Here is a 26,514-nt window from a genome sequence, read left to right as displayed (position 1 = left end):
GTACGTGGCCGTGCCGCCGCCGAAAGTACGTAAGGTCTCGAACAGATTACGAAATGGCAACGGCATTGTCCATCGCGAGCTGCAACTTTAACACTCTGGTCTTGTGGGAACTCTAAGGAGACGCGCCGCGGATCAGGCCGCCCCGAATCGGCGCGTCGGCCCGCGTCCGCCGCGGATCGGGACCAGGCGCAGTCGCGGCGCCATCCCGGCGTCGGCGAGCACCTCCAGAGCCGCCCGTTCGTCTTCGAGTAGCTCGTCCGGCACGCCCAGCAGCACGCTGACCACACAGTCCCGGCAGGCAAGGCCGCGCACCGCGCAGCTGTCGCAGTCGATCACCACCGACTCCGGATCGGCAGGGTGCACGTCGCTGTGGTCCGAGTGGCCTGAGATCTGTCCCATGGCGATTCCTCTCGATCGGTTGCCCGCACGCTAACCGCGGCCACCGACAACACTGGCTAGATGCGGCGGTCCCAGCTTCGCCTCTCCTTCGTCGAGCCTCGCTGAACCGCCGGATTGATGCGGCGGTCCCAGCTTCGCCTCTCCTTCGTCGAGCCTCGCTGAACCGCCGATGTCGGTGCGCCCGCCTACGGTTCGGGCATGAGCACCCGCGCCGACGCAGGGCAGCTGAGCTTTGTTCAACTCCAGGACCAGCTCAGAGCCTCACCGGCCACCAAGGATCTGCGGGAGACCACCTTCGTGGTGGTGGACTTGGAGACCACCGGGGCCCGCGCGTCCCCCGGCGCGGACGGTGCCGCGGACGCCATCACCGAGATCGGTGCGGTCAAGGTGCGAGGAGGGGTGGTCGAGGGTGAGTTCGCCACCCTGGTCAACCCACAGCGCGGCATTCCGCCCCAGATCGTCCGCCTTACCGGAATCACCACCGCGATGGTGCATGAGGCGCCCACCGTCGAGGCCGTACTCCCGATGTTTCTGGAGTTCGCGGGATTCGGCTCAGCCGGCACCGGCGGCAATGACACCGTGCTGGTCGCCCACAACGCCGGATTCGACGTCGGCTTCCTGACCGCGGCCGCACTTCGCTGTGGGACGGACTGGCCGCGGCCGCCGGTGCTGTGCACGGTCCGGCTGGCCCGGCGGGTGCTCAGCCGTGAGGAGGCGCCCAGTGTGCGGCTGGCCGAGTTGTCCCGACTGTTCGCGGTCAGCACCACACCCACCCACCGAGCGCTCGACGACGCCCGCGCCACCGTCGACGTCCTGCACGCATTGATCGAGCGAGTCGGTAACCAGCGGGTGCACACCTTCGCCGACCTACGCGCCTACCTATCGCACGCGACGCCGGCCCAGCGCCGCAAACGCGGCCTCGCCGACGGGCTTCCGCACCGGCCGGGCGTTTACCTGTTCCGCGGTCCGTCCGATGAAGTGCTCTACATCGGCACCGCCACCGACTTGCGCCGCCGGGCCGGTGCGTACTTCAACGGATCCGATCGCCGGCGTCGCATCGCCGAGATGGTGGCCCTGGCGACCCGGATCGATCACGTCGAATGCGCACACCCGCTGGAGGCGGGGGTGCGCGAACTGCGATTGCTGGCCGCGCACGCTCCGCCGTACAACCGCCGGTCGAAATTCCCCCGGCGGTGGTGGTGGATCACGCTGTCGCAGGAAGCTTTCCCCCGCCTGACGGTGGTACGTGAACCCCGCCACGCTTCCGTGATCGGCCCGTTCCGTTCCCGCGCCGACGCCGCTGCCACCGCCGCACTGATGGCACGGTTCACCGGAATCCGCACCTGCACAACGCGGTTGAGCCGCACCCGCCGACACGCCTGCCCACCAGCCGAGGTCAGTCCCTGCCCCGCCGCGTCCGACATCACCGCCGCGCAGTACGCCGAGAACGTAGCGCGGGCCGCCGCGCTGATCGACGGTACCGACAACACCGCGCTGCGCGCGGCGGTGCATCAGGTGACCGCACTGGCCGCCCGCGGCCACTACGAAAGCGCCGCACGCCTGCGCGACCGTGCGGCCGCCGCTATTGACATGCTGTGGCGAAGCCAACGCGCACGCGCGCTGGTCGCACTGCCGGAGTTGGTGGCCGCCGCGCCAAACGGCCCAAATGCTCAAGGCGGCTGGCAGCTCGCGGTGATCCGCCACGGCCGGCTGGCCGCCGCCGGCTGCGCCGCGCCCGGCGTGCCCCCGATGCCCGTCATCGACGCGATCACCCTGGGGGCCCAGGCGGTGATTCCCGAGCCGGCACCGCTGGCCGGCGCCCTGGTCGAGGAGACCGGGCTCATCGCCCGGTGGCTGGCGACTCCCGGGGTGCGCATTGTGCGCGTCGCGCCCGGTGCGGGCGCAACCGAAGTCGACGGGTGGGCCGACGGATGGGCGGAGCCGCTGGGCTCGGCCGGGCCGTGGACCCCGTGGGCGGCCCTGGCGCGCTCGGCGCGGCTGGCTTCAGAGCTGGGCGCCGAAGCGGACCCAACGGGCGAGCAACTGTTCGGCCGCGCCGCTGTCGATCGCCGCGACAGCGCGCTGCAGCCCGTCCTCCCAGGCCGGCAGCCATTCGGCGCTGCTGGATAGCCCGGCATGGGCGACGATCGCCCCGGCGGCGTTGAGCACCACGGCGTCGCGCACCGGTCCCGGGGTTCCGGCCAGTACCGACCGGGCCTCCTCGGCGTTGGCCTGCGCGTCACCGCCGAGCAGCTCGTGCACCTCGGCCCGGGCGAACCCGAACCCCGCCGGGTCGAACGTCAGCCGCTCCACCGTGCCGGCCTGTACCCGCCAGATGGTGCTGGTCGTGGTCGTGGTCAGCTCGTCGAGACCGTCGTCACCGTGCACCACCAGCACGCTGGACCGCCGCGCGGCGAACACCCCGGCCATCACCTCGGCCAGGTCCCCGAACGCGCAGCCGATCAGTCCGGCCCGCGGTCTGGCCGGGTTGGTCAGCGGTCCCAGCAGATTGAACACGGTGGGCACGCCGATCTCGCGCCGCGCCACCGAGGCATTGCGGTACGACGGCTGGAACTGGGGCGCGAAGCAGAATCCGATGCCGACCTCGGCGACGCTGCGCGCGACGGCGTCAGGTCCCAGATCGATGCGCACCCCCAGCGCCTCCAGGGTGTCGGCGCCGCCGGACAGCGAGCCCGCCGATCGGTTGCCGTGTTTGACCACCGGCACGCCGGCGGCCGCCACCACGATCGCCGCCATCGTGGAGAGGTTCACGGTGTTAGCGCCATCGCCACCGGTGCCCACCACGTCGACGGTGTCGGTGCCGATCTCCTCGGTGGGAACCTTGCGGCCGTAGGCCAACATGACGTCGGCCAGCTCCCCGACCTCGGCCGCCGTCGGCCCCTTCATCTGCATCGCCACACCGAAGGCCGCGATCTGGGCAGAGGTGGCGGTGCCGGCCATGATCTGCTCCATCGCCCAGGCCGCCTCGCCCCGGGGCAGATCCGTGCCGGACGTCAGGCCGCCCAGCACCTGCCGCCAGTGTGCTATCTGCGCCATCGGCTGCGCCTCACCACCCGGGTCGACCACGCGCCGATCGTCGCATGCGGCCCTTGCGCCACAACAGCCGCCCGGGAACGGGCCGGTGACAGCAGAGCCAACACCAGTTCAAACGAATTGCCCGCCCCGGGTGGAGTTCTACAACTACATAGCGTCATACTTGCGGATGTGACGAGCGCTGTGGGGTCCTCGGGTACTGCCATTACGTCGCGTGTGCATTCGCTGAACCGTCCCAACATGGTCAGCGTCGGCACCATCGTGTGGCTTTCCAGTGAGTTGATGTTCTTTGCCGGCCTGTTCGCGATGTATTTCACGGCACGCGCGCAGTCCGGCGGCGCCTGGCCGCCACCACCCACCGAGCTGAACCTCTGGCAGGCCGTCCCGGTGACGCTGGTACTGATCGCATCGTCGTTCACCTGCCAGATGGGCGTGTTCGCCGCCGAGCGCGGCGACGTGTTCGGGCTGCGCCGGTGGTACACGGTGACCTTCCTGATGGGCCTGTTCTTCGTGCTCGGGCAGGCCTACGAGTACTACCACCTGGTCACCCACGGCACCACCATCCCGTCGAGCGCCTACGGCAGTGTTTTCTACCTGTGCACCGGATTCCACGGTCTGCACGTCATCGGCGGGTTGGTCGCATTCATCTTCTTGATGATGCGCACCACGATGAGCAAGTTCACCCCGGCCCAGGCCACCGCATCGATCGTCGTGTCCTACTACTGGCACTTCGTCGACATCGTGTGGGTCGCACTGTTCGCCACGATCTACTTCATCCGATGAGCCACCGCCCGATGAACAGGAGTGTCCGGTTGAAGACACCGAAGAAGTGGGCCCGACCTCGCCACCACGAATCCGTCGCCCGGCGTCGGCTCCGCCGTCGGTTGTCCGGCGGCCTGTTGCTCCTGGTGGCATTGGCCATGGCCGGCGGGCTGGCCGCGCTGCTGACCCCGACCCCACAGGTGGCGGTCGCCGACGAGTCCGCCTCGGCGCTGCTGCGCACGGGCAAGCAACTGTTCGACACCTCCTGCGTGAGCTGCCACGGCGCCAACCTGCAGGGTGAGCCCGGCCGCGGACCGAGTCTGATCGGCGTCGGCGAAGCCGCCGTCTACTTCCAGGTCTCCACCGGGCGGATGCCCGCAGCACGCGGTGAGGCCCAGGCACCCCGCAAGTACCCGCTCTTCGACGACAAGCAGATCGATGCCCTGGGCGCCTACGTGCAGGCCAACGGCGGCGGCCCGTCGGTGGTGCGCAACGCCGACGGCAGCATCGCTCAAGCCTCCCTGCGCGGCGAAGACCTGGGACGCGGCGGTGACCTCTTCCGGCTCAACTGCGCTTCCTGCCACAACTTCACCGGCCGGGGCGGCGCGCTGTCCTCGGGTAAGTACGCCCCCGACCTGGCGCCGGCCAACGAGCAGCAGATCCTGACCGCGATGCTGTCCGGCCCACAGAACATGCCGCGTTTCTCCGACCGGCAGATCTCCATGGAGGAGAAGAAGGACATCATCGCCTACGTCAGAACCGTTACCGAGGAACGTAATCCGGGCGGCTACGGGCTCGGCGGCTTCGGCCCGGCTCCGGAGGGCATGGTGATGTGGATTATCGGGATGGTCGCAGCCATCGGCGCGGCATTGTGGATCGGGGCACGCTCATGACCGATGTCGGCAAGGACACAGGCGTTCCCGGCGACGCGCAGCTGGCGGAGATGGACAACGACGAGCTGCTGGCGCTCGGCGGCCGCATCGACGGCGTGGAGACGATCTACAAGGAGCCGCGCTGGCCGGTCGAGGGCACCCGGGCCGAGAAGCGGGCGGAACGCGGTGTCGCCGGGTGGTTTCTGGCCGCCGGCGGCTTCGGGCTCGCGCTGCTGCTGATCTTCCTGTTCTGGCCGTGGGAATACGCGCCGGTGGACTCCCCGGACGGACTGGCGTACTCGTTGGCGACCCCGCTGTATGGGCTGACCTTCGGGCTCTCGGTTCTCCTGATCGGTATCGGCGCGGTGATGTTCGTCAAGAAGTTCATCCCCGAAGAGATCACCATTCAGGACCGCCACGACGGCAACTCCCCTGAACTGGACCGTAAAACGGTGGCGGCCCAACTGACCGATGCCTTCGAAGGCTCGACGATCGGGCGGCGCAAGCTGCTCGGCGCGTCGCTGGGCATCGGGTTCGGCGCATTCGGACTCGGCACCGTAGTCGCCGGCCTGGGCGGACTCATCAACAACCCGTGGAAGCCGGTCGTCGAGACCGCCGAAGGCCGCAAGGCCGTGCTGTGGACCTCGGGATGGACCCCGCGCTACCACGGCGAAACCATCTACCTGGCCCGGTCGACCGGCCAGAGCACCAGTGCATTCGTCAAGATGCGCCCCGAGGATTTGGACGCCGGGGGGATGGAAACCGTCTTCCCGTGGCGGGAGTCCGACGGCGACGGCACCACCGAGGAGTCGCACGAGAAGCTCACCGAGATCATGATGGGCGTCCGCAACCCGGTCATGCTGATCCGCATCCGGCCGGACGACATGCCCAAGGTGGTCAAGCGTGCGGGCCAGGAGAGCTTCAACTTCGGCGACTTCTTCGCCTACACGAAGATCTGCTCGCACCTGGGTTGTCCGTCTTCGCTGTTCGAGCAGCAGACCTACCGGATTCTGTGCCCGTGTCACCAGTCGCAGTTCGACGCGCTGCACTTCGCCAAACCGGTCTTCGGCCCGGCGGCGCGCGCACTGGCGCAACTGCCGATCACCCTTGACGCCAATGGGCATCTGGTCGCCAACGGCGACTTCGTCGAACCTGTCGGACCGGCCTTCTGGGAGCGCACCTCATGAGCCCTGCAATCGGCGACCTGCTCGCCCGCCAAGCAGACGACATAGACACCCGCTACCACCCGGCGGCCGCGCTGCGACGCCAGTTCAACAAGGTCTTCCCGACGCACTGGTCGTTCCTGCTCGGTGAGATCGCGTTGTACAGCTTCATCATCCTGCTGCTGTCCGGCGTCTACCTGACGCTGTTCTTCGACCCGTCGATGGCCGAGGTCATCTACCACGGCGTCTACCAGCCACTCAACGGAGTGGAGATGTCGCGGGCCTACGAGTCTGCGCTGAACATCTCCTTCGAGATCCGCGGCGGCCTGTTCGTCCGCCAACTGCACCACTGGGCGGCGTTGATGTTCGCGGCGTCGATCATGGTGCACCTGGCGCGCATCTTCTTCACCGGCGCGTTCCGCCGGCCGCGCGAAGCCAACTGGGTGATCGGCTCACTGCTGTTGATCCTGGCTATGTTCGAGGGCTACTTCGGCTATTCACTGCCCGACGACCTGCTGTCCGGTATCGGCCTGCGCGCGGCGCTCTCATCGATCACGCTGGGCATGCCGGTGATCGGCACCTGGCTGCACTGGGCGCTGTTCGGCGGCGACTTCCCGGGCACCATCCTGATCCCGCGCCTGTACGCGCTGCACATCCTGTTGATCCCGGGCATCATCCTGGCGCTGATCGGCGTGCACATGGCGTTGGTGTGGTTCCAGAAGCACACCCAGTTCCCCGGACCCGGTCGCACCGAGCACAACGTCGTCGGCGTCCGCGTGCTGCCGGTCTTCGCGATCAAGTCCGGCGCGTTCTTCGCGATGATCACCGGCATTCTCGGTCTGATGGGCGGCCTGTTGCAGATCAACGCGATCTGGAACCTGGGTCCCTACCGACCGTCTCAGGTCTCGGCGGGCAGCCAGCCGGACTTCTACATGATGTGGACCGAGGGCCTGGCCCGACTCTGGCCGGCGTGGGAGTTCTACTTCCTCGGCCACACCGTGCCCGGCCCGGTAGGTGTCGCGCTGATCATGGGCGGGGTCTTCATCCTGCTGATGATCTATCCCTTCCTGGAGAAACGGTTCACCGGGGACTACGCACACCACAACCTGCTGCAGCGGCCCCGGGACGCTCCGGTGCGCACCGCGATCGGCGCCATGGCGATCTCCTTCTACATGGTGCTGACCCTGGCCGCGATGAACGACGTCATCGCCTGGAAGTTCCACATCTCGCTGAATGCGACAACCTGGATCGGCCGCATCGGGATGGTGATACTGCCGCCGATCATGTTCTTCGCCACCTACCGGTGGTGCGTCGGGTTGCAGCGCAGTGACCGTGACGTGCTCGAGCACGGCGTCGAAACCGGCATCATCAAGCGGCTGCCGCACGGTGCCTACATCGAGTTGCACCAACCGCTGGGCCCGGTCGACGAGCACGGCCACCCGATTCCGCTGGAATACGCCGGCGCCCCGCTGCCCAAGAAGATGAACAAGCTCGGCTCGGCCGGTGCCCCCGGCCGGGGCAGCTTCCTGACCGCCGACCCCCCATCCGAGGACGCCGCGCTCAACGAGGCTGCGCATGCCGGCGAACGGCGCGCGCTGACCGCGCTGGCCGAGCGCCAGGACGGCAACGGCAACGGCCAGCACTAGGCCCACCGGCCCCACCGGGCCACAGCCGTGGGGTGGTCTGCGCAGCCTGCTGCGCGGGCTGCCGGTTCTGACCGGTTCCGCCCCGGAGTTCGATCCGGCGCGGGCGCCCGACGATCCGGTCGAGCTGTTCACCCGGTGGCTGCTACATGCTGTCGACAGTGGCGTCGCGGAGCCGCATGCGATGACGGTGTCGACGGTGTCGGGAGCGGCTGAGCCGCGGCCGTCGGCGCGGGTGCTGATCCTCAAGGACCTCGATCGCGCCGGTTGGCATTTCGCGGTCAGTTCGGTGAGCCGCAAGGGCGCCGAGCTGGCGCGCAATCCCGGTGTGGCGCTGACGTTCTACTGGCCCACGCTGGGCCGGCAGGTCAGGGTCGAGGGCATCGCACAGGCCGACCCACCGCAGGTGACTGCCGACGATTTCCGGGCCCGTTCCGAGGGAGCCCGGATGCTGGCGCTGAGCGGGCGACAAAGTGAGCCCTACTGCGATCCCGCTGAGGTCGATGAGGCCTTGGCGAAGGCACGACTAGAGCTCGACCAGTCCCCCACCCTGGTCCCTGTCGACTGGGTCTCGTATGCGGTGCGGGCCGACGCGGTCGAATTCTGGCAGTCAGATCCGGCTCGCCGGCACCGCAGGCTGCGTTATGAACGCGATGGGGCGGGTTGGGCAACGACTCTGCTGTGGCCGTAAGAGCAATGTCAGCCGAACCGGGACGGCAATTCCAGCACCTCGCCTAGGCGGCGCAGGTACAGCCACGGGATCACCGGCATCGCCAGGGTGATCGCCCCGGCCAACCCGTAGCAGACCCACGAACCGGTGTCTTTGCCGATCGCCATCAGATAGGTCGCTGCCGCGACCAAGGTCAGCGCGCCTCCGAAGGCACTGGCCAGCACCGTGACGCCACGCAGCAGCACGCGGTCCACTTGGGCCTGGTTGGGTACCGCCGCGCGCACGCCGGTCGACCGCCGGCCCGGGGCGTCGAAGCCGCGCTGCGGCAGCGGCGCCCCTGGCTGCGCTCGCGGCCCGGCCGTGGCCGGCGGCGCGAAGTCGGTAGGTCGCTGCAGCGGGCCGGATGCGCGCGCACGCAGCAGCACCGGGATGGCCGCCAGGATGACCAGCGCGGAGACTCCGATGACGATGTACAGCAGGCCGGTGGGTGAACTCTGCTCGGGCTGGTGAAAGCCCCTTCCGAGGTCCACCAGCGCGACCATGGCCGCCACGCCCATGCCCAACAGCGCCAGCCAGATCGCGGCGCAGACACCGAGCAGCACTCGGTCGGTGACCTCCGGGGAGTGCCCCGGGCGGACGAAACGGTCTGCGATGTTTCTGCCGACCATCAGCAGCTCGTCGCCGGTGCGTCGTTGCTGTTGGAGGACAGCACCCTACCGTCACTGCTGGTGATCGAGCAGTTGAGCTTGCTCAGCCGCAGCATGCTGGACGCCTCCACCGAACCGACCTCCGACTGGGAGATCGGCGTCAGCGTCAGCGACCACGGGATGTAGGCGTTGCGCTGCGTCCGACGTTGCCCGGAGGCGTCGACGTAGGTGATTGTGATCTGGTCGAACGGTGCCTTGGTGCCGGTCACCGAGTAGGTCACCTGCATCGGCTTGGCTTGCGTGGTCGTGGTGGGCTCCGTTGTCGTAGTGGATGGTTCGGGGGACGGAGCCTCCACCGGCGGCGGCGGCGGCTCCTCACTGGACGGTGGCGGGGGCGGCGGCTCCTCGCTGGACGGCGGCGGGGGCGGTGGCGGCACGGTGGTGGTCGGACTGCTGGTTCTGGTGATCTCGTCCTGCACCGGCGGCTGCGACACGGTGGTGCTCGTCGTGTCGGGAGTGGCCAGGTCGTGGGTCTCGGTGCGGGCGAACAGCAGTGCCACCGACACCACCAGGGAGATCGCGGCAACGATGACGGTAACCCCGACCACCCAGGGCCAGCGCGGCGTCTTGGAGTGCGGATCCGGCTCGTCAGGTGTGTCGTAGGTGTCGTAATCGTAGAGCCGCGGGTCCGCCGGCAGGTAGGGACCGGTCAAGAACTGCTCGGACTCGGGAGCTGAATACGCCTGGGAGTACGCCGTGTTGTCCGGAGTCCCGGCGGGTGCGGCCGCCGCTACGTCGTCGATCGCCGGGATGTCCCGGTCACCGCCTGCGCCCGAGACCATTTCCGGGGCAAGTTCGGAGGCTGGCTGACCGTTGCCGGGGTCTCCGTCTCCAGAGCCCGCCTCCGGGGGATTCGGCCCGCTCATTCCCGCCTATCCTGTTCCAACCGCGACACCCACACGCGCGACGCGATGACCGACTGCGCTCACTATCAACCGCCGTTGGTCATTGTGCACCGGCAACCCTACCCAAACGCCGGTGACACGGCGGCGCGCGCGGACCGGCTCAGTGTTTCTCGGGGCCGATGTAATACTCGAAGACCAGTCCGGCCACGCTCGCCAACACCAGCACCACTCCGGCGGCGATCAGCCACGGGAGCCACAACCCGATCCCGACGGCGGCCACCGATCCGGACAACGCGATCAGGATCGGCCACCAGCTGTGCGGGCTGAAGAAGCCCAGTTCCCCGGCGCCGTCGCTGACTTCGGCCGCCTCGTAGTCCTCCGGGCGGGTGTCCAGCCGGCGCGCCACGAACCGGAAGAAGGTGGCCACGATCAGGGCCATCATGCCGGTCAAGATCAGCGCCGTGGTTCCGGCCCACTCCACGCCACCAGTGGCGAACAGTGCGGTCAGCACCGCGTAGACCACCCCGACCACCACGAAGAAGGTGGCCACGAACTCGAACAGCCTGGATTCGATGCGCATGAGGTTGTCCCTACTTGTTGCTGGCTTGCGGGGCTAGCAGACCGCGGCGGCTGTCGAATGGGTGCGTGGTGATGGCCAGCGGATCTTGTTTGATCGCCTCCAGCGCCTCGGCGTTGGTCTTGCCGGCGATGCGCTGTTCCAGATAGGCCTTGAAGTCGTTGGGCGAGACCACCCGAACCTCGAAGTTCATCATCGCGTGGTAGGTGCCGCACATCTCGGCGCAGTGGCCGACGAACGCCCCCTCCTTGGTGATCTCGGAGACCTGGAAGGTGTTCACCTGGTTGTTGCGCTCGGGCCAGGCGATGACGTCACGCTTGAACAGGAACTCCGGCACCCAGAAGGAGTGGATGACATCGGCGGAGTTCAACACGAACTCGATGCGCTTGCCGCTGGGGACCACCAGCACCGGCACCTCGTTGGTGGTGCCGAGCGTCTCGATCTTGTCGAAGTTGAGGTAGCTCCGGTCTTCGGTGTTGAGCCCGCGGATCGGCCCGACCACTTCCTCACCGTGCTCGTCGACGCCTTCCGGCTTGGAGACCAGTGCGTCCTTGCGGGCCTGGTCCACGCCGTCGTAGCCGCGGATGAGGCCGTCGCGGAAGTCGACCTTCTGGTAGCCGAACTTCCAGTTCCACTGGAACGCGGTGACATTGACGACCACCTCGGGGTCGGGGTCGTGGTGCAGCATCTTCTCCTGCACCACAACGGTGAAGTAGAAGATCACCGCGATGGCCAGGAACGGCAGGACGGTGAGTCCGAGTTCCAGGGGCATGTTGTAGCCGAACTGGCGTGGCAACTCGGTGTCGGTCGCCTTCTTGCGGTGGAAGAACGTCGACCAGAAGATCATTCCCCAGACGATGGCGCCGATCGCCACCGAGGCGATCACCATGCCGAGCCACAGCTTGTAGTTAGCCTCGGCCTCCGGGGTGATGCCCTTGGGCCAGCCGAAACCGACCACGTCGGTCCAGTCAAAGCTGCATCCGGTGAGCGTCACCGCCAGCAGCCCGAGCACGCCGGCCCCCGCCAGCGGCCGACGCAGACGGCTAAGCACAACGCCCTGCCCGCGACGTGTCACGTTGGTGCCTCCTCGAGTCACAGACCGGGCCGGCTGACCCGGCGGAGCAGTCGAATACTACGCAGCGTAGACCACTCGGGTCACCGGCGTTCGCCTGACCTGCCGGTTGGGGCGGCGCCGGTAAGTCAACCATCGGCCCCGCGCAGGGCCTCTGCATTTCAAGGCCGATACCGGTGCGGCATACTGGGACCCGATGTGCGGACTGCTGGCCTTCGTGTGTGCCCCGGCCGGCACCGCCAACCCCACCGATATCGCCGCCACGGTCGAACGGGCGGCGCACCTGATGCGTCATCGCGGACCCGACGAATTGGGCACCTGGACCGGCGACGGCGTCGCCCTCGGTTTCAACCGGCTGTCGATCATCGACATCGAGTATTCGCATCAGCCGCTGCGCTGGGGGCCCGCCGAGCAGCCGGACCGCTACGTGCTGGTGTTCAACGGAGAGATCTACAACTACCTCGAGTTGCGCGAAGAACTGACCGCAACCCACGGCGCTGTTTTCCACACCGACGGCGACGGGGAGGCGATCGTCGCCGGCTACCACTACTGGGGCGCCGAGGTGCTGCCCCGCCTACGCGGCATGTTCGCCTTCGCGCTGTGGGACACGCTGAGCGGTGAGCTGTTCTGCGCGCGCGACCCGTTCGGGATCAAGCCGCTGTTCATGGCATCCGGGCCGGGCGGTACGGCGGTGGGCAGCGAGAAGAAGTCGCTGCTCGACATGGCCGACCTGGTGGGATTCGACACCGGAGAGACCGGCATCGACATGCGGGCGCTGCAGCACTACACGGTGCTGCAGTACGTGCCCGAGCCCGAAACACTGCACCGCGGGGTGCGGCGGCTGGAGTCCGGCTGCTGGGCGCGGCTGCGCCCGGACCGGCCGGTCCCGGAGGTCACCCGCTACTTCAAGCCGCGATTCGACGCCAACCCGATCACCCGCGACACCGAACAGGCTCGCTACGACGAGATCACCGCGGTGCTCGAGGACTCGGTGGCCAAGCACATGCGGGCCGATGTCACCGTCGGCGCGTTCCTGTCCGGGGGGATCGACTCCACCGCGATAGCCGCGCTGGCGATGCGTCACAACCCCAAGCTGATCACCTTCACCACCGGGTTCGAGCGGGAGGGCTTCTCCGAGGTCGACGTCGCCGCCGCGTCCGCCGAGGCGATCGGCGCCCGGCATGTGGTCAAGGTGGTCAGCGCGGGCGAGTTCGTCGCAGCCCTGCCCGAGATCGTCTGGTACCTCGACGACCCGGTCGCCGACCCGGCCCTGGTCCCGCTGTACTTCATCGCCGCCGAAGCCCGCAAGCACGTCAAGGTGGTGCTCTCCGGGGAAGGTGCCGACGAGTTGTTCGGCGGCTACACGATCTACCGCGAGCCGCTGTCGCTGCGGCCGTTCAACTACCTGCCGGCACCGGTCCGCCGGTCGATGGGAAAGGTGTCCAAGCCGCTTCCCGACGGGATGCGCGGCAAGAGCCTGCTGCACCGCGGGTCGCTGACGCTGGAAGAGCGCTACTACGGCAACGCGCGCAGCTTCTCCGACGAGCAGCTGCGGGCGGTGTTGCCCGGCTTCTCCCCCGAGTGGACGCACACCGACGTCACCGCGCCGCTGTATGCCGAATCGGCCGGCTGGGACCCGGTGGCCCGGATGCAGCACATCGACCTGTTCACCTGGCTGCGGGGCGACATCCTGGTCAAGGCGGACAAGATGACGATGGCCAACTCCCTGGAGTTGCGGGTGCCGTTCCTGGACCCCGAGGTGTTCGCGGTGGCCTCCCGGCTGCCGGTGTCGGCCAAGATCACCCGCACAACCACCAAGTACGCACTGCGTCGTGCGCTGGAGCCGATCATTCCCGCGCACGTGCTGCATCGGCCCAAGCTCGGTTTCCCGGTGCCGTTGCGGCACTGGCTGCGCGCCGGTGAGCTGTTGGAGTGGGCGTACGCCACGCTGGAGGCCACCGGCGCGGGTCACCTGATCGACGTGGCCGCGGTGCGCACCATGCTCGACGAACACCGAGTCGGCACGGCCGATCACAGCCGGCGGCTGTGGACCATGCTGATCTTCATGCTGTGGCACGCGATCTTCGTCGAGCGCTCGGTGATACCGCAGATCAGCGAGCCCAGCTATCCGGTGCAGCTGTAGCCGTTGACCTAGCGTCAAGACGGCAGGGCGTTACCGATCTCGGCCGCCGCGGCGTCGCCATAGGCGTCGGCCAGCCGGGCAAGCGCGGCATCGCGGTCCCACGACCACTCCTGGGTTCCGGTGGATTCCAGCACCAGCACCGCCACCAAGGAACCGAGCTGGGCCGACCGCTCCAGGCTCAGCCCGGCGCTGCGCCCGGTCAGGAAACCGGCGCGGAAGGCGTCACCGACTCCGGTCGGGTCGGTCTGCGCCTTCTCGGGGACCACGCCGACGTGGACCCGGGAGCCATCGGGGCTGACGATGTCGACGCCCTTGGCTCCCAGGGTGGTCACCCGCAGCCCGACCTGCTTCATCACGTCGGCGTCGGTCCAGCCGGTCTTGGACAGCAGCAGGTCCCACTCGTAGTCGTTGGTGAACAGGTAGGCCGCCCCATCGATGAGCCGGCGGATCTCGTCACCGGTCAGCCGGGCCAGCTGCTGAGACGGGTCGGCGGCGAACGCCAGGCCCAATTTGCGGCACTCCTCGGTGTGCAGGAACATCGCCTCGGGGTCGTTGGCTCCCACGATCACCAGTTCGGGGGTGCCGACACCCGCCACCACCTCGGCCAGCGAGATGTTGCGGGCCTCGGACATGGCGCCCGGGTAGAACGAGGCGATCTGGGCCATGTCGATGTCGGTGGTGCAGGTGAAGCGCGCGGTGTGCGCCGTCGTGGAGACCAGCACGTTGTCGCAGTTGACGCCGTGCGAGGTCAGCCAGTCGCGGTAGTCGGCGAAGTCGTCGCCAGCCGCCCCGACCAGCGCGGCGTCACCGCCGAGCACGCCGATCGCGTAGGCGATGTTGCCGGCCACTCCGCCGCGGTGCACCACCAGGTCGTCGACCAGGAAGCTCAGCGAGACCTTCTGCAGGTGATCGGCCAGGAGTTGTTCGGAGAACCGACCCGGAAAGCGCATCAAATGGTCGGTCGCGATCGAACCGGTCACCGCAATCGTCACTGACTATCCCCCTCGTGTGTTCAACGTGTACCCGAATGTGGGTTCCCACGGTAGCGGCCCGTTGAACCCGGCGCGTCGTCGGGCAGCGCCAAGTGCCCGGGTCATCGTGCGGGCGAACGCACCGGAGGGCCCGGGGGTCAGGCAGTGCTAGGTGGTCAGTTGAACGAGTCGCCGCACGAGCAGGAGCCGCCGGCGTTGGGGTTCTCGATGGTGAAGCCCTGCTTGTCGATCTGGTCGGCGTAGCCGATCTCCGCGCCTTGCAGGTACGGGGCGCTCATCCGGTCGACGGCCAGCTTCACCCCGCCGAACTCCACGATCACGTCACCGTCGAGGCTCCGGTCGTCGAAGAACAGGTTGTAGCGCAGGCCGGCGCAGCCGCCCGGTTGGACCGAGATGCGCAGGGTCAGGTCGTCACGGCCTTCCTGGGCCAGCAGCGACTTCACCTTGGCTGCGGCTTCGTCGGTCAAGACCACGCCTGGGGCCTCGGTGGTCGACTGATCCTGAACAGTCATTGCGTCTCCCTATTACGGTTGATCATGGGGGTGGGCTCCTTGCTTCCGGCCTCGACTCCGAGACGTCGAGCCCACCATGACAACGATACCCTGCGCCAACGTGTTCCCTACTGAGCCGCCGGACCGCGGGAATCTGTCGGTCGACTGCCGATCTGGGCCGCAAGCACGGTGGCCAGACCGATCAGCTGGTTGGCCGCGTCGACCAGGGCCAGCCCCACCGAGCCGGCATGGTCGGCGATCGCCCTGGCGGCCACCACGCCGGCCGACCGCAGCGCCGGTTCGTCCAGGCTGATCTGGCCGGCCAGCACCAGCACCGGCAGCTGCCGCGCGCGCGCCGCGGTGCACAGCGAGCCGATCACCTTTCCGTGCAGCGACTGCTGGTCGAAGCGGCCTTCACCGGTGACGAGGACATCGGCGTCGGCGAGGGCGGCCGCCAGACCGGTGTGGCCGGCCACGATGGCCGCCCCGGATTGTGCCGTGGCGCCCAATGCGAGCAACGCCGCGCCGATCCCGCCTGCGGCGCCAGCCCCCGACGCAGCACTGACCTGACGTCCGGCTGCGTTGTCCAGTTCGGTCGCCCAAGCTGTCAGGCGGGTCTCGAGTACGGCGACAGTCGCAGCGTCAGCGCCCTTCTGCGGCCCGAATACCCGTGCCGAGCCCCACGGGCCCAGCAGGGGATGTTCGACGTCACAGGCCGCGACCAGTTCGATATCGGTGAGCCGTTGCCAGGCGGCGGCCAGACCGCCCAGTTCGTCGACCATGCCCCGTCCGCCGTCGGTGCTCGCGCTGCCGCCCAGTCCGATGACGATCCGGGTCGCGCCGGCTGCCAGCGCCGCCTCGACGAGCTGCCCCACCCCTGCGCTGTGGGCAGCCAATGCGGTCCGCGGCGAGGGCGGACCGTCGAGCAGCGCCAGGCCGCAGGCCTGCGCGCACTCCAGGTACGCCGTCTTGGATGCCGGGTCCCAGAACCACTCCGCGTCGGCCGGCGAGCCCAGCGGCCCGCTGACCTGGCACCGCTGCACCGTGCCCGAACCGGCGGCGCCCAGCCCGGCGGCCAGCACCGCGACGAAGCCCGGTCCGCCGTCGGACTGCGGGGCGATCGCCAGCCGGTCGTGGGGGCGGCTGCGATGCCATCCGGTCGAGATCGCGGCGGCGGCCTGAACCGCCGTCAGGCTCTCGCCGTAGCAGTCCGGTGCTATGAGCACCCGCAGCACAGGTGCCCCGGAGGCGGCGGACGCGCCGGCACCGGGGTGGTCAGCCATACCGGCAGGGTATCGAGCCACACGGACGGCCACGCGGCCCGGGCAGGCCGGCCAAGTAATCTGGCGGGCGTGAAGTTGCCGGGACGCAGGAAAGTTGATGCGGAGTCCACTGGGGCCGCTGACTCCGCGAGCGGCGCCGTCGACCTCGACAGCGCCGGGTTCGAGGACTCCGCTCGTTCCGGCGGCACCGCCCCCAAGGGCCGGCCCACCCCCAAGCGCAATGCGGCCGTCAAACGGCGCGGTCCGGTGGCGCCGGCTCCGATGACCTCCGCGGAGGCTCGGGCCAGACGCAAGAGCCTGGCCGGGCCGAAGCTGAGCAAGGAAGAGCGCCGGGCCGAGAAGACGGAACGGCGGGAGCGGATGGCCAAGCGCCGGGAGCGGATGCTCGCCGGCGACGAGACGGCCCTGCTCGACCGCGACCGCGGCCCGGTACGCCGCTACGTCCGCGACATCGTCGACGCCCGCTACAACCTGCTGGGCCTGTTCATGCCGGTGGCCTTGGGGTTGATGTTCGTCATGATGGCGGTCCCGCAGATCCAGTTCTACATCTCTCCGGCGATGATGCTGCTGATGGTTTTGATGGCCGCCGACGGGGTGCTGGTGGCCCGCAAGGTCGGCAGGTTGGTCGACATCAAGTACCCCGACAACACCGAAGCCCGATGGAAATTGGGGCTTTACGCCGCCAGTCGGGCCTCGACGCTGCGCCGGATGCGGGCACCGCGCCCGCAGGTGCGCCGCGGCGAACGCCTCGGCTGATTTCGACGCGGGGGCCGACAACCTTGGACTTTTTAGCTTTCCCGCCGGTCAGTCCGCCCGATGCGACGGTGGCGGCCGCCGCCCGCGCACGCCAGGACTCGCTGACCAAACCTCCCGGCTCGCTGGGCCGCCTCGAGGACCTGTCGGTGTGGGTGACGGCCTGTCAAGGCCATTGCCCGCCAAGACAATTCGATCGCGTCCGGGTGGTGGTGTTCGCCGGTGATCATGGTGTGACCCGCGAGCGGGTGTCCGCTTACCCGGCGGAGGTGACCGCGCAGATGGCCGCCAACATCGACCGCGGAGGGGCTGCCATCAACGCGCTGGCCGCCATCGGCGCCGCGGGCGTGCGGGTGGTGGACATGGCCATAGACAGCGGAGCCCCCGATTTACCGGATGAGATCAGTGCGTACAAGGTGCGTCGCGGCAGCGGTGACATCTCCAGCGAGGACGCCCTGACCGCCGAGGAGACCCTGGCTGCCGTGGAGGCGGGCCGCCGGATCGCCGACGACGAAGTCGATACCGGGGCGGATCTGCTCATCCCCGGCGATATGGGGATCGGAAATACCACTGTCGCAGCGACTTTGATCGCGGCACTGACCGGCGCCGAGCCCGTCGCGGCGGTCGGCCACGGGACCGGTATCGACGACGCCGGCTGGGCGCGCAAGACCGCAGCGGTGCGCGATGCGCTGTTCAGGTCGCGTGGGGTCTCGGATCCACTGGGCCTGCTGCGCTGCTGCGGCGGCGCCGACCTGGCCGCGCTGGCGGGCTTCTGCGCCCAGGCGGCCGTCCGTCGCACACCGGTACTGCTCGACGGCCTGGCGTCGACGGCGGCCGCCCTGGTGGCAGAACGGCTGGCGCCCGGCGCGCGGGCGTGGTGGCAGGCCGGCCACCGCTCCCCCGAGCCGGCCCACGCGCTGGCCTGTGCGGCGCTGGGACTGGAGCCGATCCTCGATCTGCGGATGCGGCTGGGCGAGGGCACCGGCGCGGCGGTGGCGCTGCCGGTGCTGCGCGCCGCGGTGGCCGCGTTGGCGTCGATGTCCACCTTCGCCGAAGCCGGCGTCACCGACCGTCCGTCGTCGTGATCCGTTCGTTGGCAGGCGCTTTCGCGTTCGGTACGGTGCTGCCGGTAGGCGGCGGTGACGACCGGGTGTTCGGCCGCGGTGTGATCACCGCATTGCCGGTCGTCGGAGCCGCCCTGGGAGCACTGGCGGCCGGGGCCGTCTGGGCCGGCGGGATCGCGTTCGGCCCGGGCAGCGCCTTGACCGGACTGCTCGCGGTGGCCGCGCTGCTGGCCGCGACGCGTGGGCTGCACATCGACGGGGTGGCCGATACCGCCGACGGCCTCGGCTGTTACCGGCCCGCCGCCCAGGCTCTGCAGGTGATGCGCGACGGGTCGACCGGGCCGTTCGGGGTGGCGGCCGTGGTGCTGGTGATCGGCCTGCAGGCCCTCGCGTTCCCGATGCTGGACGCGGCGGGGATCGTGGTCGCGGTCGCCGCGGGCCGGGTGGCCGCGGTGCTGGCCTGCCTGCGTTCGGTGCCCGCCGCACCGGGCAGCACGCTGGGCGCCGCCGTGGCGGGCAGTCAGCCGGTGCCGGTGGCGATCGCCTGGGTGGTGGCGCTGGCAGTCGGGTCGACCGTCGCCGGTTCGGCGCCGTGGCACGGACCGGTAGCTGTCGCCGCAGCGTTGGGCGGCGCGGCGGTGCTGGTCAGGCACTGTGTGCGACGCTTCGGCGGTGTCTCCGGCGACGTGCTGGGTGCCGCCGTCGAATGGACCACGGCGCTGGTCGCGGTGCTGCTGGTCGCACTCTGAGCGACCAGCCTCGGCACATATTTTTTTCCGGGCTTATAGACATTTCTCCCCCCGGTCGTCTTACCTCCAGGGTAATCTTGTAAAAATAGGAACAGTTATGAACATCTTGGACTTCTCGCTGCAGAGGAGGGGGACGTGGATGGCTCGCCATCACCGCTATAGCAAGAGAAGCCGGGAATCGCGCAAGGCGATGACCGAGGGGGCCGGTGACGCACCGGAATTTCCCGGCGCGGAGGAAAACGCGGCCGAGGACTGGCAGGTGGGGTCCGACGAACCGGATGCACCGCCGGGCAAAGCGGATTGAGCTCGGCCGGATCAGTCCAGCCGGGCCATCCACCCATGGGTGTCGGCGAAGGTACCGCGCTGGATCCCGGTCAGGGTGTCGCGCAGCGCCATGGTGACCTCGCCGGGCTGGCCGTCGGCAATGGTGAACTCCCCGTCTGCGGACTTGACCTGCGACACCGGGGTGATGACCGCAGCGGTGCCACAGGCGAACACCTCGGTGATCTCGCCGGATGCGGCCTTCTTCTCCCATTCGCCGACGTCGATCTTGCGCTCCTCGACCGCGAATCCGGCGTCGGTCGCCAACTGCAACAACGAATCCCGGGTGATACCGGGCAGCAGTGAGCCGGACAGCTCCGGCGTGACGAGGCGCGCCGAGCCGCCGGTGCCGAACACGAAGAACAGGTTCATCCCGCCCATCTCTTCGACGTAGCGCCGCTCGGCTGCATCCAGCCACACCACCTGGTCGCAGCCGTTGTCGGCGGCCTGCGCCTGGGCGACCAGTGACGCGGCGTAATTGCCGCCGAACTTGGCTGCACCGGTGCCGCCCGGGCAGGCCCGGACATACTCCGTCGACAGCCAGACGCTCACCGGTTTGATGCCGCCCTTGAAGTACGCGCCCGCCGGTGAGGCCATCACCAGGCAGCGATACTCGTTGGCCGGACGCACCCCCAGACCCGGCTCGGTGGCGAAGATGAACGGTCGCAGGTACAGCGACTCCTCGCCGCCGGGCGCCGGCACCCAGGCTCCGTCCACGGCGATCAGCTGCCGCAGCGACTCGATGAACAGCTCGTCGGGAAGTTCCGGGATCGCCAGCCGCCGCGCCGACGCGCGCATCCGGGCGGCGTTGGCCTCGGGCCGGAACGACACGATCTCCCCGTCGGTCCAGCGGTAGGCCTTGAGCCCCTCGAAGACCTCCTGCGCGTAGTGCAGGACGACCGCCGAGGGGTCCAGTTCGATCGGCCCGTAGGGCATGACCCGCGCGTTATGCCAACCGGCATCGACGTGGTAGTCGATCGACACCATGTGATCGGTGTGGTACTTGCCGAAACCCGGCTCCGCCAAAATGGATTCGCGCACCTCGTCGGGAGTCGGGTTCGCTGTGACCGACACGTGGAACTCGAGGAGGCCGCTTTTCATGCAGCGATTGTATATCCGGTGCGCTAGCGGGTTTTTGCCGTCACGAACGGCGGCTGTACCACCTCGCACTCGACCGCCCGGCCGCGCACGTCGACGGTGAGCCGCGCACCATCCTCGATCCCGGCCTGCGCGTCGATCAGCGCCAGCGCGATACCGGCCTTCAACGTCGGCGAGAAGGTACCCGAGGTGGTGACCCCGACTTGGCGGTCGCCGTCGAGTACGGCCAACTCGGCCCGCAGCACTCCCCGGCCGGTGGCGCGCAGCCCGCGCAGCAGCCGCGCCGGACCTGCCGCCTTCTCCGCCTGCAGCGCCTCGCGCCCGAAAAACGCCTCCTTCTTCCAGCCGATCGCCCAACCGCAGCGCGCCTGCAGCGGCGAGATGTCCGGCGACAGTTCGTGACCGTGCAGCGGGTAGCCCATCTCGGTGCGCAGTGTGTCGCGGGCCCCCAGACCGGCCAACTCGCCCCCGGCCTGCGCCACCGCCGCCACCAGCGCGTCGAACACCACCGGCGCCGACTCCCACTCCGGCAGCAGCTCGTAGCCGTGTTCACCGGTGTAGCCGCTGCGGCACACCCGCACCGGCACCCCGGCGTAGCCGGCGTCTTCAAAGGCCATGTAGTCCATCTCGGTCGGCAGACCCAAACCGGCCAGCACCTCGGTCGATCGCGGGCCCTGCACCGCCAGCACCGCGCGGGAGCGGTGCTCGTCGGTGATCGTCACCCCGGCCGGTGCGGCCTGCCGCAGGGTGGCCACCACCGCCGCGGTGTTGGCCGCGTTGGGCACCAGAAAGATCTCATCGTCAGCGACGTAGTAGGCGATCAGGTCGTCGATGACCCCACCGGATTCGGTGCAGCACAACGTGTATTGCGCCTTGCCGGGCTCGATCCTGCCCAGGTCGTTGGTGAGCGTCGAGTTGACGAACGCTGCCGCGCCCGGGCCGCGCACGGTCGCCTTGCCCAGATGGCTCACATCGAACAGGCCCACGGCGCTGCGGGTGGCGTTGTGCTCGGCGACGGTGCCGGCGTAGGACACCGGCATCAGCCAGCCACCGAACTCCGCGAAACTGGCGCCCAGCTCGCGGTGGCGGTCTTCCAAGGGTCCGTGTTGCAGTTCGCTCACGACGAGCCAGCCTAATCGGCACACTTATACAGGTGGTTGATTGGGACGCACTCGAAACTGCGGGGATCGCCGACGCGCGCAAGCGCGCCGGCCTGCTTGAGTACCTCGACGGTCTGGGCTTCACCGTCGAGCAGATGGTCGACGCCGAGCGTCAGGGCCGGTTGTTCGGGCTGGCCGGTGACGTGGTGGGACGCTCGGGACCGCCGAGCTACACACTGCGGACCGCCGCCGACGCACTGGGAGTGCCGGTCTGTGACATCGAGCGCGCCTGGCAGATGCTCGGGCTCAGCATCGCCGGCCCCGACACGCCGGCATTGAGCCAGGCCGACGTGGATGGGCTGGCCACCTGGGTTGAGATGCGGTCGAATCTCGGGGAGCCCGTCGACGGCTTCCTGCGGGTGCTGGGTGCGACGATGGCGCGGCTCGCCGAGGCCGAGTCGAGCATGATCCGGCTCACCCAGCCCGACATGTGGCTGGGACACACCAGCGACGAGTTGCGCACGGCGCGCGCCTGGCGGTCGGTCGCGACGTTCATCCCGCGGATCGGGGCGATGATCGACGCCGTGCACCGCCAGCACCAGGTCAGCCACCGGACGTTTCTGGAGGGACTGGCCGGCGGGCCGTCGGCGAGCATCCTGTGTGGCGTCGGGTTCGCCGACCTGACCGGCTTCACCGCTCTGACCCGAGTGCTCAACGCGGCGGAGCTGGCCAATCTGCTCACTGACTTCGGCGGCAGCGTCTCCGACGTGGTGCACGCCGACGGCGGACGGGTGGTCAAGTTCATCGGCGACGCGGTGATGTGGGTGAGCGCGACCGGAGAACTGCTGGCCAAGGCGGCGGCGGATCTGGTCCACCACCCGAAGGCCCGCAGAGCCGGGCTGCAGGTGCGCGCCGGCCTGGCCTACGGCGAGCTGCTGTCGATCAACGGCGACTATTTCGGCACCCCGGTGAACCTGGCCGCGCGCCTGGTGGACGCTGCCGCCCCCGGGCAGGTCCTGGCCTCCACCTGCGTCCGCGACGAACTGCGCGACTGGCAGGTCACCCGTCAAGAACCTTTGACGCTCAAGGGCTTCGACGAACCCGTCCCGGCATACGAGCTGGACCTGACCGTCGATCGTTAGGGTGAGTGCTTGTGAGCACCCAACCCGGATACCTTGCCCCCACCGTCACCGTCTCGACCACCCTGCCCAGCCAGGGAGTCGGCGAATCGGTGTTGATCGTGCCGGTGACCTCAACCGGCGACGAGTCCGGCGCGCTGGTCGGATTGACCGAGCCTGCCCTGCCCGCCGACGCGATCGCCGAGATCGAAGCCGGACTGTCCGCAGTGGGCGCCAAGGGCGGCGTCGAGCAGGTGACCCGGCTGGTGGTGTCGGCGCTGCCGGTCGGCAGTGTGCTGGCGGTCGGCGTGGGCAAGCGGCATGACCAGTGGCCCGCCGATATCGTCCGCCGGGCCGCCGGGGCGGCGGCACGCACACTGAACGGGACAGAGGCGGTGATCAGCACCCTGGCCGGTCTGCGCGGTGACGGCGTCGTCGGCGCCGACGTCGAGGGACTGATCCTGGGCAGCTACCGGTTCACCGCCTTCCGCAGCGACAAGACCGCACCCAAGGATGCGGGCCTGGCCGAGGTCACCGTGCTGTCCGCGGCCCCGGATGCCCAGGCGCAGGCGGCGCACGCCGCCGACGTCGCCGCCGCGGTGGCCACCGCGCGGGACTTCGTGAACACCCCGCCGAGTCACCTGTTCCCGGCCGAATTCGCCGACCGGGCCCGGGCCCTGGGCGAATCCGCCGGCCTGGATGTCGAGGTGCTCGACGAGCAGGCACTCGCCGACGCCGGGTACGGCGGGGTGACCGGTGTCGGAAAGGGCTCCTCGCGCCCGCCACGGCTGGTGCGGTTGGCCTACCGGCCCGAAGGTGGTGTGGAGTCGCCCAAGAGGGTGGCACTGGTCGGCAAGGGCATCACCTTCGACACCGGTGGCATCTCGATCAAGCCGGCTGCCTCCATGCACCACATGACCTCCGACATGGGCGGGGCGGCCGCAGTGATCGCCACTGTCGTGCTGGCCGCCCGTCGCAAGCTGCCGATCGAGGTGATCGCCACCGTGCCGATGGCCGAGAACATGCCGTCGTCGACCGCGCAGCGCCCCGGCGACGTGCTCACCCAGTACGGCGGCACCACCGTCGAGGTGCTCAACACCGACGCCGAGGGCCGGCTGATCCTGGCCGACGCGATCGTGCGGGCCTGCGAGGACAACCCGGACTATCTCATCGAGACCTCGACGCTGACCGGCGCGCAGACGGTGGCGCTCGGCGCGCGCACCCCCGGGGTGATGGGCAGCGACGAGTTCCGCGACCGGGTGGCGGCGATCTCGCAGTCCGTCGGCGAGAACGGCTGGCCGATGCCACTGCCCGACGAGCTCAAGGACGACCTCAAGTCGACGGTGGCCGATCTGGCCAACGTCAGTGGACAGCGCTTCGCAGGAATGCTGGTCGCCGGGGTGTTCCTGCGCGAGTTCGTGGCCGACGGCGTGTCCTGGGCACACATCGACGTTGCCGCGCCCGCCTACAACACCGTCGGCGCCTGGGGCTACACGCCCAAGGGCGGCACCGGAGTGCCGACCCGCACCATGTTCGCAGTCCTGGAGGACATCTGCCAGCACGGTTGAGCAGGCCCCGACGGCCGGAATCACCCGGTAACGCAACGCATTTGCCCTATGCGGTCATTCGGCTGGTGGGCGGTCGCCGGATTGGCCGGCCGGGCTGGCCGGGGCCGGCGCCGTCGTCGGTCACCAGCCGCGCCCTGACTGTGTGGCGACGGTGCGGTAGTGACAGGATGGATTCGCCCAATCCGCCCGCCCAGGGCACCCGGGGTACGCCGCTGTGGTAAGCCAGAAGGCGAGCCAAGGCGGCCCAACGACCGATCGAGGAGTCAACAGCGATGGCGTTCTCAGTTCAGATGCCGGCACTCGGTGAGAGCGTCACCGAAGGAACCGTGACCCGCTGGCTCAAGAAGGAGGGCGACACCGTCGAGGTCGACGAGCCACTGCTCGAGGTCTCCACCGACAAGGTCGACACCGAGATCCCAGCGCCGGTGTCCGGCGTGCTGACCAAGATCGTGGCCCAGGAGGACGACACCGTCGAGGTGGGCGGCGAGCTCGCCGTGATCGGCGAAGCCGGCGAAAGCACTGCAAGCGCTTCGCAGCCCGAACCGCAGGCCAAGCCCGAACCGGAAGCCGAGCCGGAGCCGCAAGCTGAGCCGGAGACGAAGGCCGAGCCGGAGCCGCAACCCGAAGCTCAGCCGGCCGCGAAGCCCGCGGCCCCGGCCGGTGGCGGCACCCCGGTGCTGATGCCCGAGTTGGGCGAATCGGTCACCGAGGGCACCGTGACTCGTTGGCTGAAGCAGGTCGGCGACTCGGTGGAGGTCGACGAACCGCTGGTGGAGGTCTCCACCGACAAGGTGGACACCGAGATCCCGTCGCCGGTGTCCGGCACCCTGCTGTCGATCACCGCCGAGGAGGACGCCACCGTCGAGGTCGGCGGTGAGCTGGCCAAGATCGGTTCGGGCTCCGCGGCCGCCCCGGCCGCAGAGCCTGCGCCGGCCCCCGCACCGGAGCCGTCGCCCGCCCCCGCAGCAGAACCGGCTCCCGCCCCGCAGTCGAGGCCCGAGCCTGAGCCCGCACCGGCGCCGACACCGGCGCCCGCGCCGGAACCCGCACCCGCGGCCGCACCCCAGCCGCCCCGGGAGGCGCCGGCACCGGCACAGTCCGCGCCCAGCTCCGACGCGACGCCGTATGTAACCCCCCTGGTGCGCAAGCTCGCGACCGACAACAACATCGACCTGAGCCGGGTCACCGGCACCGGGGTGGGCGGGCGGATCCGCAAGCAGGACGTGCTGGCCTTCGCTGAGCAGCAGAAGGCACCGGCAGCCGCGCCCGCCTCGACCCCGCCGGCCGCCGCTGCCCCGGCACCGGCGGCAGCTCAGGTCTCGGCACTGGCGCACCTGCGTGGCAGCACGGCCAAGGCCAGCCGGATCCGGCAGATCACCGCCAAGAAGACCCGCGAATCTCTGCAGGCCACCGCTCAGCTCACCCAGACCCACGAGGTCGACATGACCAAGATCGTGTCGCTGCGGGCCAGAGCCAAGGCCGACTTCGCCGAGCGTGAGGGCGTCAACCTGACCTACCTGCCGTTCATCGCCCGCGCGGTGATCGACGCCCTCAAGGCCCACCCCAACGTCAACGCCAGCTACAACGAAGACGCCGGTGAGATCACCTACTACGACGCCGAGCACCTGGGCTTCGCGGTGGACACCGAGCAGGGACTGCTGTCCCCGGTGATCCACAACGCCGGCGACCTGTCGCTGGCGGGGTTGGCAAGGGCCATCGCCGACATCGCCGCCCGGGCGCGGTCGGGCGGCCTCAAACCGGACGAATTGTCCGGCGGCACCTTCACGATCACCAACATCGGCAGCCAGGGCGCACTGTTCGACACCCCGATTCTGGTTCCGCCGCAGGCCGCCATGCTGGGCACCGGGGCCATCGTCAAGCGGCCGCGGGTCGTCATCGACGACGCCGGTAACGAGTCGGTCGGGGTCCGGTCGATCTGTTACCTGCCGCTGACCTACGACCACCGCCTGATCGACGGTGCCGACGCGGGACGATTCGTGACCACGATCCGCAACCGACTCGAAGAAGGCGCGTTCGAGGCCGAGTTGGGGCTTTAGCGACTTAGGGGTT

Annotated in this window: 24 protein-coding genes and 1 pseudogene; 14 read left to right on the top strand and 11 right to left on the bottom strand. The window is 69.2% G+C overall.

Features of this window, described 5'->3' with window-relative positions:
- Positions 1 to 132: 132 nt before the first annotated feature.
- Entirely contained in the window at positions 133 to 399 is a 267-nt protein-coding gene (locus ACZYY4_RS04970) for a hypothetical protein (RefSeq protein WP_463808337.1), read from the bottom strand.
- Positions 400 to 597: 198 nt separating this feature from the next.
- On the opposite strand from ACZYY4_RS04970, the pseudogene ACZYY4_RS04965 reads away from it, so the two are divergent.
- Positions 598 to 2,466: pseudogene (locus tag ACZYY4_RS04965) on the top strand (DEDD exonuclease domain-containing protein); the annotation flags it as partial.
- Here ACZYY4_RS04965 and trpD read toward each other — a convergent pair.
- Positions 2,404 to 3,456, bottom strand: a complete 1,053-nt coding sequence (gene trpD, locus ACZYY4_RS04960) for an anthranilate phosphoribosyltransferase (RefSeq protein ID WP_463808445.1) — start codon at positions 3,454 to 3,456, stop codon at positions 2,404 to 2,406. The pseudogene ACZYY4_RS04965 and the gene trpD overlap by 63 nt on opposite strands.
- A gap of 168 nt (positions 3,457 to 3,624) precedes the next feature.
- On the opposite strand from trpD, the gene ctaE reads away from it, so the two are divergent.
- From ctaE to ACZYY4_RS04935, 5 genes are all read left to right on the top strand, one after another.
- Positions 3,625 to 4,236 carry an aa3-type cytochrome oxidase subunit III gene (gene ctaE, locus ACZYY4_RS04955; protein WP_463808336.1) on the top strand — a complete coding sequence of 204 codons (612 nt, stop codon included), beginning with the start codon at positions 3,625 to 3,627 and terminating at the stop codon, positions 4,234 to 4,236.
- Positions 4,237 to 4,247: 11 nt separating this feature from the next.
- Positions 4,248 to 5,108, top strand: coding sequence for a cytochrome bc1 complex diheme cytochrome c subunit (qcrC, locus tag ACZYY4_RS04950; RefSeq protein ID WP_463808442.1), 861 nt, complete (start codon positions 4,248 to 4,250; stop codon positions 5,106 to 5,108).
- Positions 5,105 to 6,274, top strand: coding sequence for a cytochrome bc1 complex Rieske iron-sulfur subunit (qcrA, locus tag ACZYY4_RS04945; RefSeq protein WP_463808335.1), 1,170 nt, complete (start codon positions 5,105 to 5,107; stop codon positions 6,272 to 6,274). The genes qcrC and qcrA overlap by 4 nt, the downstream gene beginning before the upstream one ends.
- The gene (qcrB, locus tag ACZYY4_RS04940) at positions 6,271 to 7,896 is read left to right on the top strand and encodes a cytochrome bc1 complex cytochrome b subunit (RefSeq protein WP_463808333.1); all 1,626 of its coding nucleotides are present in this window, start codon (positions 6,271 to 6,273) and stop codon (positions 7,894 to 7,896) included. Before qcrA ends, qcrB begins: the two co-directional genes overlap by 4 nt.
- Positions 7,897 to 7,963: 67 nt before the next feature.
- Positions 7,964 to 8,584, top strand: a complete 621-nt coding sequence (locus tag ACZYY4_RS04935; protein ID WP_463808441.1) for a pyridoxine/pyridoxamine 5'-phosphate oxidase — start codon at positions 7,964 to 7,966, stop codon at positions 8,582 to 8,584.
- 8 nt (positions 8,585 to 8,592) lie between these two features.
- Here ACZYY4_RS04935 and ACZYY4_RS04930 read toward each other — a convergent pair whose 3' ends face one another.
- From ACZYY4_RS04930 to ctaC, 4 genes are all read right to left on the bottom strand, one after another.
- On the bottom strand, positions 8,593 to 9,231 hold the full coding sequence (locus tag ACZYY4_RS04930) for a DUF2561 family protein (protein ID WP_463808331.1): 639 nt from the start codon (positions 9,229 to 9,231) through the stop codon (positions 8,593 to 8,595).
- Positions 9,231 to 10,136 (bottom strand): MmpS family transport accessory protein, encoded by a 906-nt coding sequence (locus tag ACZYY4_RS04925; RefSeq protein ID WP_463808330.1) that lies wholly within the window; start codon positions 10,134 to 10,136, stop codon positions 9,231 to 9,233. Before ACZYY4_RS04925 ends, ACZYY4_RS04930 begins: the two co-directional genes overlap by 1 nt.
- Before the next feature lie 139 nt (positions 10,137 to 10,275).
- On the bottom strand, positions 10,276 to 10,695 hold the full coding sequence (locus ACZYY4_RS04920; RefSeq protein WP_463808329.1) for a cytochrome c oxidase subunit 4: 420 nt from the start codon (positions 10,693 to 10,695) through the stop codon (positions 10,276 to 10,278).
- A 10-nt stretch (positions 10,696 to 10,705) separates the two neighbouring features.
- Complete coding sequence (gene ctaC, locus ACZYY4_RS04915) at positions 10,706 to 11,767, bottom strand: aa3-type cytochrome oxidase subunit II (RefSeq protein ID WP_463808328.1); 1,062 nt, start codon at positions 11,765 to 11,767, stop codon at positions 10,706 to 10,708.
- A gap of 193 nt (positions 11,768 to 11,960) precedes the next feature.
- On the opposite strand from ctaC, the gene asnB reads away from it, so the two are divergent.
- Entirely contained in the window at positions 11,961 to 13,907 is a 1,947-nt protein-coding gene (gene asnB, locus ACZYY4_RS04910) for an asparagine synthase (glutamine-hydrolyzing) (RefSeq protein WP_463808327.1), read from the top strand.
- 14 nt (positions 13,908 to 13,921) lie between these two features.
- Here the strand turns inward: asnB and ACZYY4_RS04905 are convergent, their stop codons facing one another.
- The 3 genes from ACZYY4_RS04905 to ACZYY4_RS04895 all read right to left on the bottom strand — a co-directional run bounded on the left by ACZYY4_RS04905 (position 13,922) and on the right by ACZYY4_RS04895 (position 16,673).
- Positions 13,922 to 14,899 carry a carbohydrate kinase family protein gene (locus tag ACZYY4_RS04905; RefSeq protein ID WP_463808326.1) on the bottom strand — a complete coding sequence of 326 codons (978 nt, stop codon included), beginning with the start codon at positions 14,897 to 14,899 and terminating at the stop codon, positions 13,922 to 13,924.
- Positions 14,900 to 15,054: 155 nt separating this feature from the next.
- Positions 15,055 to 15,411: a HesB/IscA family protein gene (locus ACZYY4_RS04900; RefSeq protein WP_463808325.1), complete on the bottom strand. Its 357-nt coding sequence runs from the start codon at positions 15,409 to 15,411 to the stop codon at positions 15,055 to 15,057.
- A 107-nt stretch (positions 15,412 to 15,518) separates the two neighbouring features.
- Positions 15,519 to 16,673: a glycerate kinase family protein gene (locus ACZYY4_RS04895; protein ID WP_463808324.1), complete on the bottom strand. Its 1,155-nt coding sequence runs from the start codon at positions 16,671 to 16,673 to the stop codon at positions 15,519 to 15,521.
- Positions 16,674 to 16,742: 69 nt separating this feature from the next.
- Here ACZYY4_RS04895 and ACZYY4_RS04890 point away from each other — a divergent pair, with 69 nt between their 5' ends.
- From ACZYY4_RS04890 to ACZYY4_RS04875, 4 genes are all read left to right on the top strand, one after another.
- Positions 16,743 to 17,429: a DUF3043 domain-containing protein gene (locus ACZYY4_RS04890; protein ID WP_463808323.1), complete on the top strand. Its 687-nt coding sequence runs from the start codon at positions 16,743 to 16,745 to the stop codon at positions 17,427 to 17,429.
- Positions 17,430 to 17,452: 23 nt separating this feature from the next.
- Complete coding sequence (cobT, locus tag ACZYY4_RS04885) at positions 17,453 to 18,511, top strand: nicotinate-nucleotide--dimethylbenzimidazole phosphoribosyltransferase (RefSeq protein WP_463808322.1); 1,059 nt, start codon at positions 17,453 to 17,455, stop codon at positions 18,509 to 18,511.
- Positions 18,508 to 19,239, top strand: a complete 732-nt coding sequence (locus ACZYY4_RS04880) for an adenosylcobinamide-GDP ribazoletransferase (protein ID WP_463808321.1) — start codon at positions 18,508 to 18,510, stop codon at positions 19,237 to 19,239. Before cobT ends, ACZYY4_RS04880 begins: the two co-directional genes overlap by 4 nt.
- Before the next feature lie 97 nt (positions 19,240 to 19,336).
- Positions 19,337 to 19,543, top strand: a complete 207-nt coding sequence (locus ACZYY4_RS04875) for a hypothetical protein (protein WP_463808320.1) — start codon at positions 19,337 to 19,339, stop codon at positions 19,541 to 19,543.
- Positions 19,544 to 19,554: 11 nt separating this feature from the next.
- Here the strand turns inward: ACZYY4_RS04875 and ACZYY4_RS04870 are convergent, their stop codons facing one another.
- On the bottom strand, positions 19,555 to 20,661 hold the full coding sequence (locus ACZYY4_RS04870; RefSeq protein ID WP_463808319.1) for a branched-chain amino acid aminotransferase: 1,107 nt from the start codon (positions 20,659 to 20,661) through the stop codon (positions 19,555 to 19,557).
- Between the two features lie 23 nt (positions 20,662 to 20,684).
- Positions 20,685 to 21,779 (bottom strand): glycine cleavage system aminomethyltransferase GcvT, encoded by a 1,095-nt coding sequence (gene gcvT / locus ACZYY4_RS04865; RefSeq protein ID WP_463808318.1) that lies wholly within the window; start codon positions 21,777 to 21,779, stop codon positions 20,685 to 20,687.
- 32 nt (positions 21,780 to 21,811) lie between these two features.
- Here gcvT and ACZYY4_RS04860 point away from each other — a divergent pair, with 32 nt between their 5' ends.
- The 3 genes from ACZYY4_RS04860 to sucB all read left to right on the top strand — a co-directional run bounded on the left by ACZYY4_RS04860 (position 21,812) and on the right by sucB (position 26,501).
- Positions 21,812 to 22,900, top strand: coding sequence for an adenylate/guanylate cyclase domain-containing protein (locus ACZYY4_RS04860; protein ID WP_463808317.1), 1,089 nt, complete (start codon positions 21,812 to 21,814; stop codon positions 22,898 to 22,900).
- Between the two features lie 11 nt (positions 22,901 to 22,911).
- Entirely contained in the window at positions 22,912 to 24,444 is a 1,533-nt protein-coding gene (locus ACZYY4_RS04855; RefSeq protein ID WP_463808316.1) for a leucyl aminopeptidase, read from the top strand.
- Positions 24,445 to 24,716: 272 nt separating this feature from the next.
- Entirely contained in the window at positions 24,717 to 26,501 is a 1,785-nt protein-coding gene (gene sucB / locus ACZYY4_RS04850) for a 2-oxoglutarate dehydrogenase, E2 component, dihydrolipoamide succinyltransferase (protein ID WP_463808315.1), read from the top strand.
- Positions 26,502 to 26,514: the final 13 nt, after the last annotated feature.

The sequence above is a fragment of the Mycobacterium sp. IDUB_21 genome (genome assembly GCF_055419425.1).
This window is presented reverse-complemented; position numbering and strand designations above follow the sequence as displayed.

Bases quoted from the DNA above. Each gene is read 5' to 3' on its own strand.
- ACZYY4_RS04970 (WP_463808337.1), bottom strand. From the start codon at position 399: ATGGGACAGATCTCAGGCCACTCGGACCACAGCGACGTGCACCCTGCC.
- trpD (WP_463808445.1), bottom strand. From the start codon at position 3,456: ATGGCGCAGATAGCACACTGGCGGCAGGTGCTGGGCGGCCTGACGTCC.
- qcrC (WP_463808442.1), top strand. From the start codon at position 4,248: ATGAACAGGAGTGTCCGGTTGAAGACACCGAAGAAGTGGGCCCGACCT.
- qcrA (WP_463808335.1), top strand. From the start codon at position 5,105: ATGACCGATGTCGGCAAGGACACAGGCGTTCCCGGCGACGCGCAGCTG.
- qcrB (WP_463808333.1), top strand. From the start codon at position 6,271: ATGAGCCCTGCAATCGGCGACCTGCTCGCCCGCCAAGCAGACGACATA.
- ACZYY4_RS04930 (WP_463808331.1), bottom strand. From the start codon at position 9,231: ATGGTCGGCAGAAACATCGCAGACCGTTTCGTCCGCCCGGGGCACTCC.
- ACZYY4_RS04925 (WP_463808330.1), bottom strand. From the start codon at position 10,136: ATGAGCGGGCCGAATCCCCCGGAGGCGGGCTCTGGAGACGGAGACCCC.
- ACZYY4_RS04920 (WP_463808329.1), bottom strand. From the start codon at position 10,695: ATGCGCATCGAATCCAGGCTGTTCGAGTTCGTGGCCACCTTCTTCGTG.
- asnB (WP_463808327.1), top strand. From the start codon at position 11,961: ATGTGCGGACTGCTGGCCTTCGTGTGTGCCCCGGCCGGCACCGCCAAC.
- ACZYY4_RS04900 (WP_463808325.1), bottom strand. From the start codon at position 15,411: ATGACTGTTCAGGATCAGTCGACCACCGAGGCCCCAGGCGTGGTCTTG.
- ACZYY4_RS04895 (WP_463808324.1), bottom strand. From the start codon at position 16,673: ATGGCTGACCACCCCGGTGCCGGCGCGTCCGCCGCCTCCGGGGCACCT.
- ACZYY4_RS04875 (WP_463808320.1), top strand. From the start codon at position 19,337: ATGAACATCTTGGACTTCTCGCTGCAGAGGAGGGGGACGTGGATGGCT.
- ACZYY4_RS04870 (WP_463808319.1), bottom strand. From the start codon at position 20,661: ATGAAAAGCGGCCTCCTCGAGTTCCACGTGTCGGTCACAGCGAACCCG.
- sucB (WP_463808315.1), top strand. From the start codon at position 24,717: ATGGCGTTCTCAGTTCAGATGCCGGCACTCGGTGAGAGCGTCACCGAA.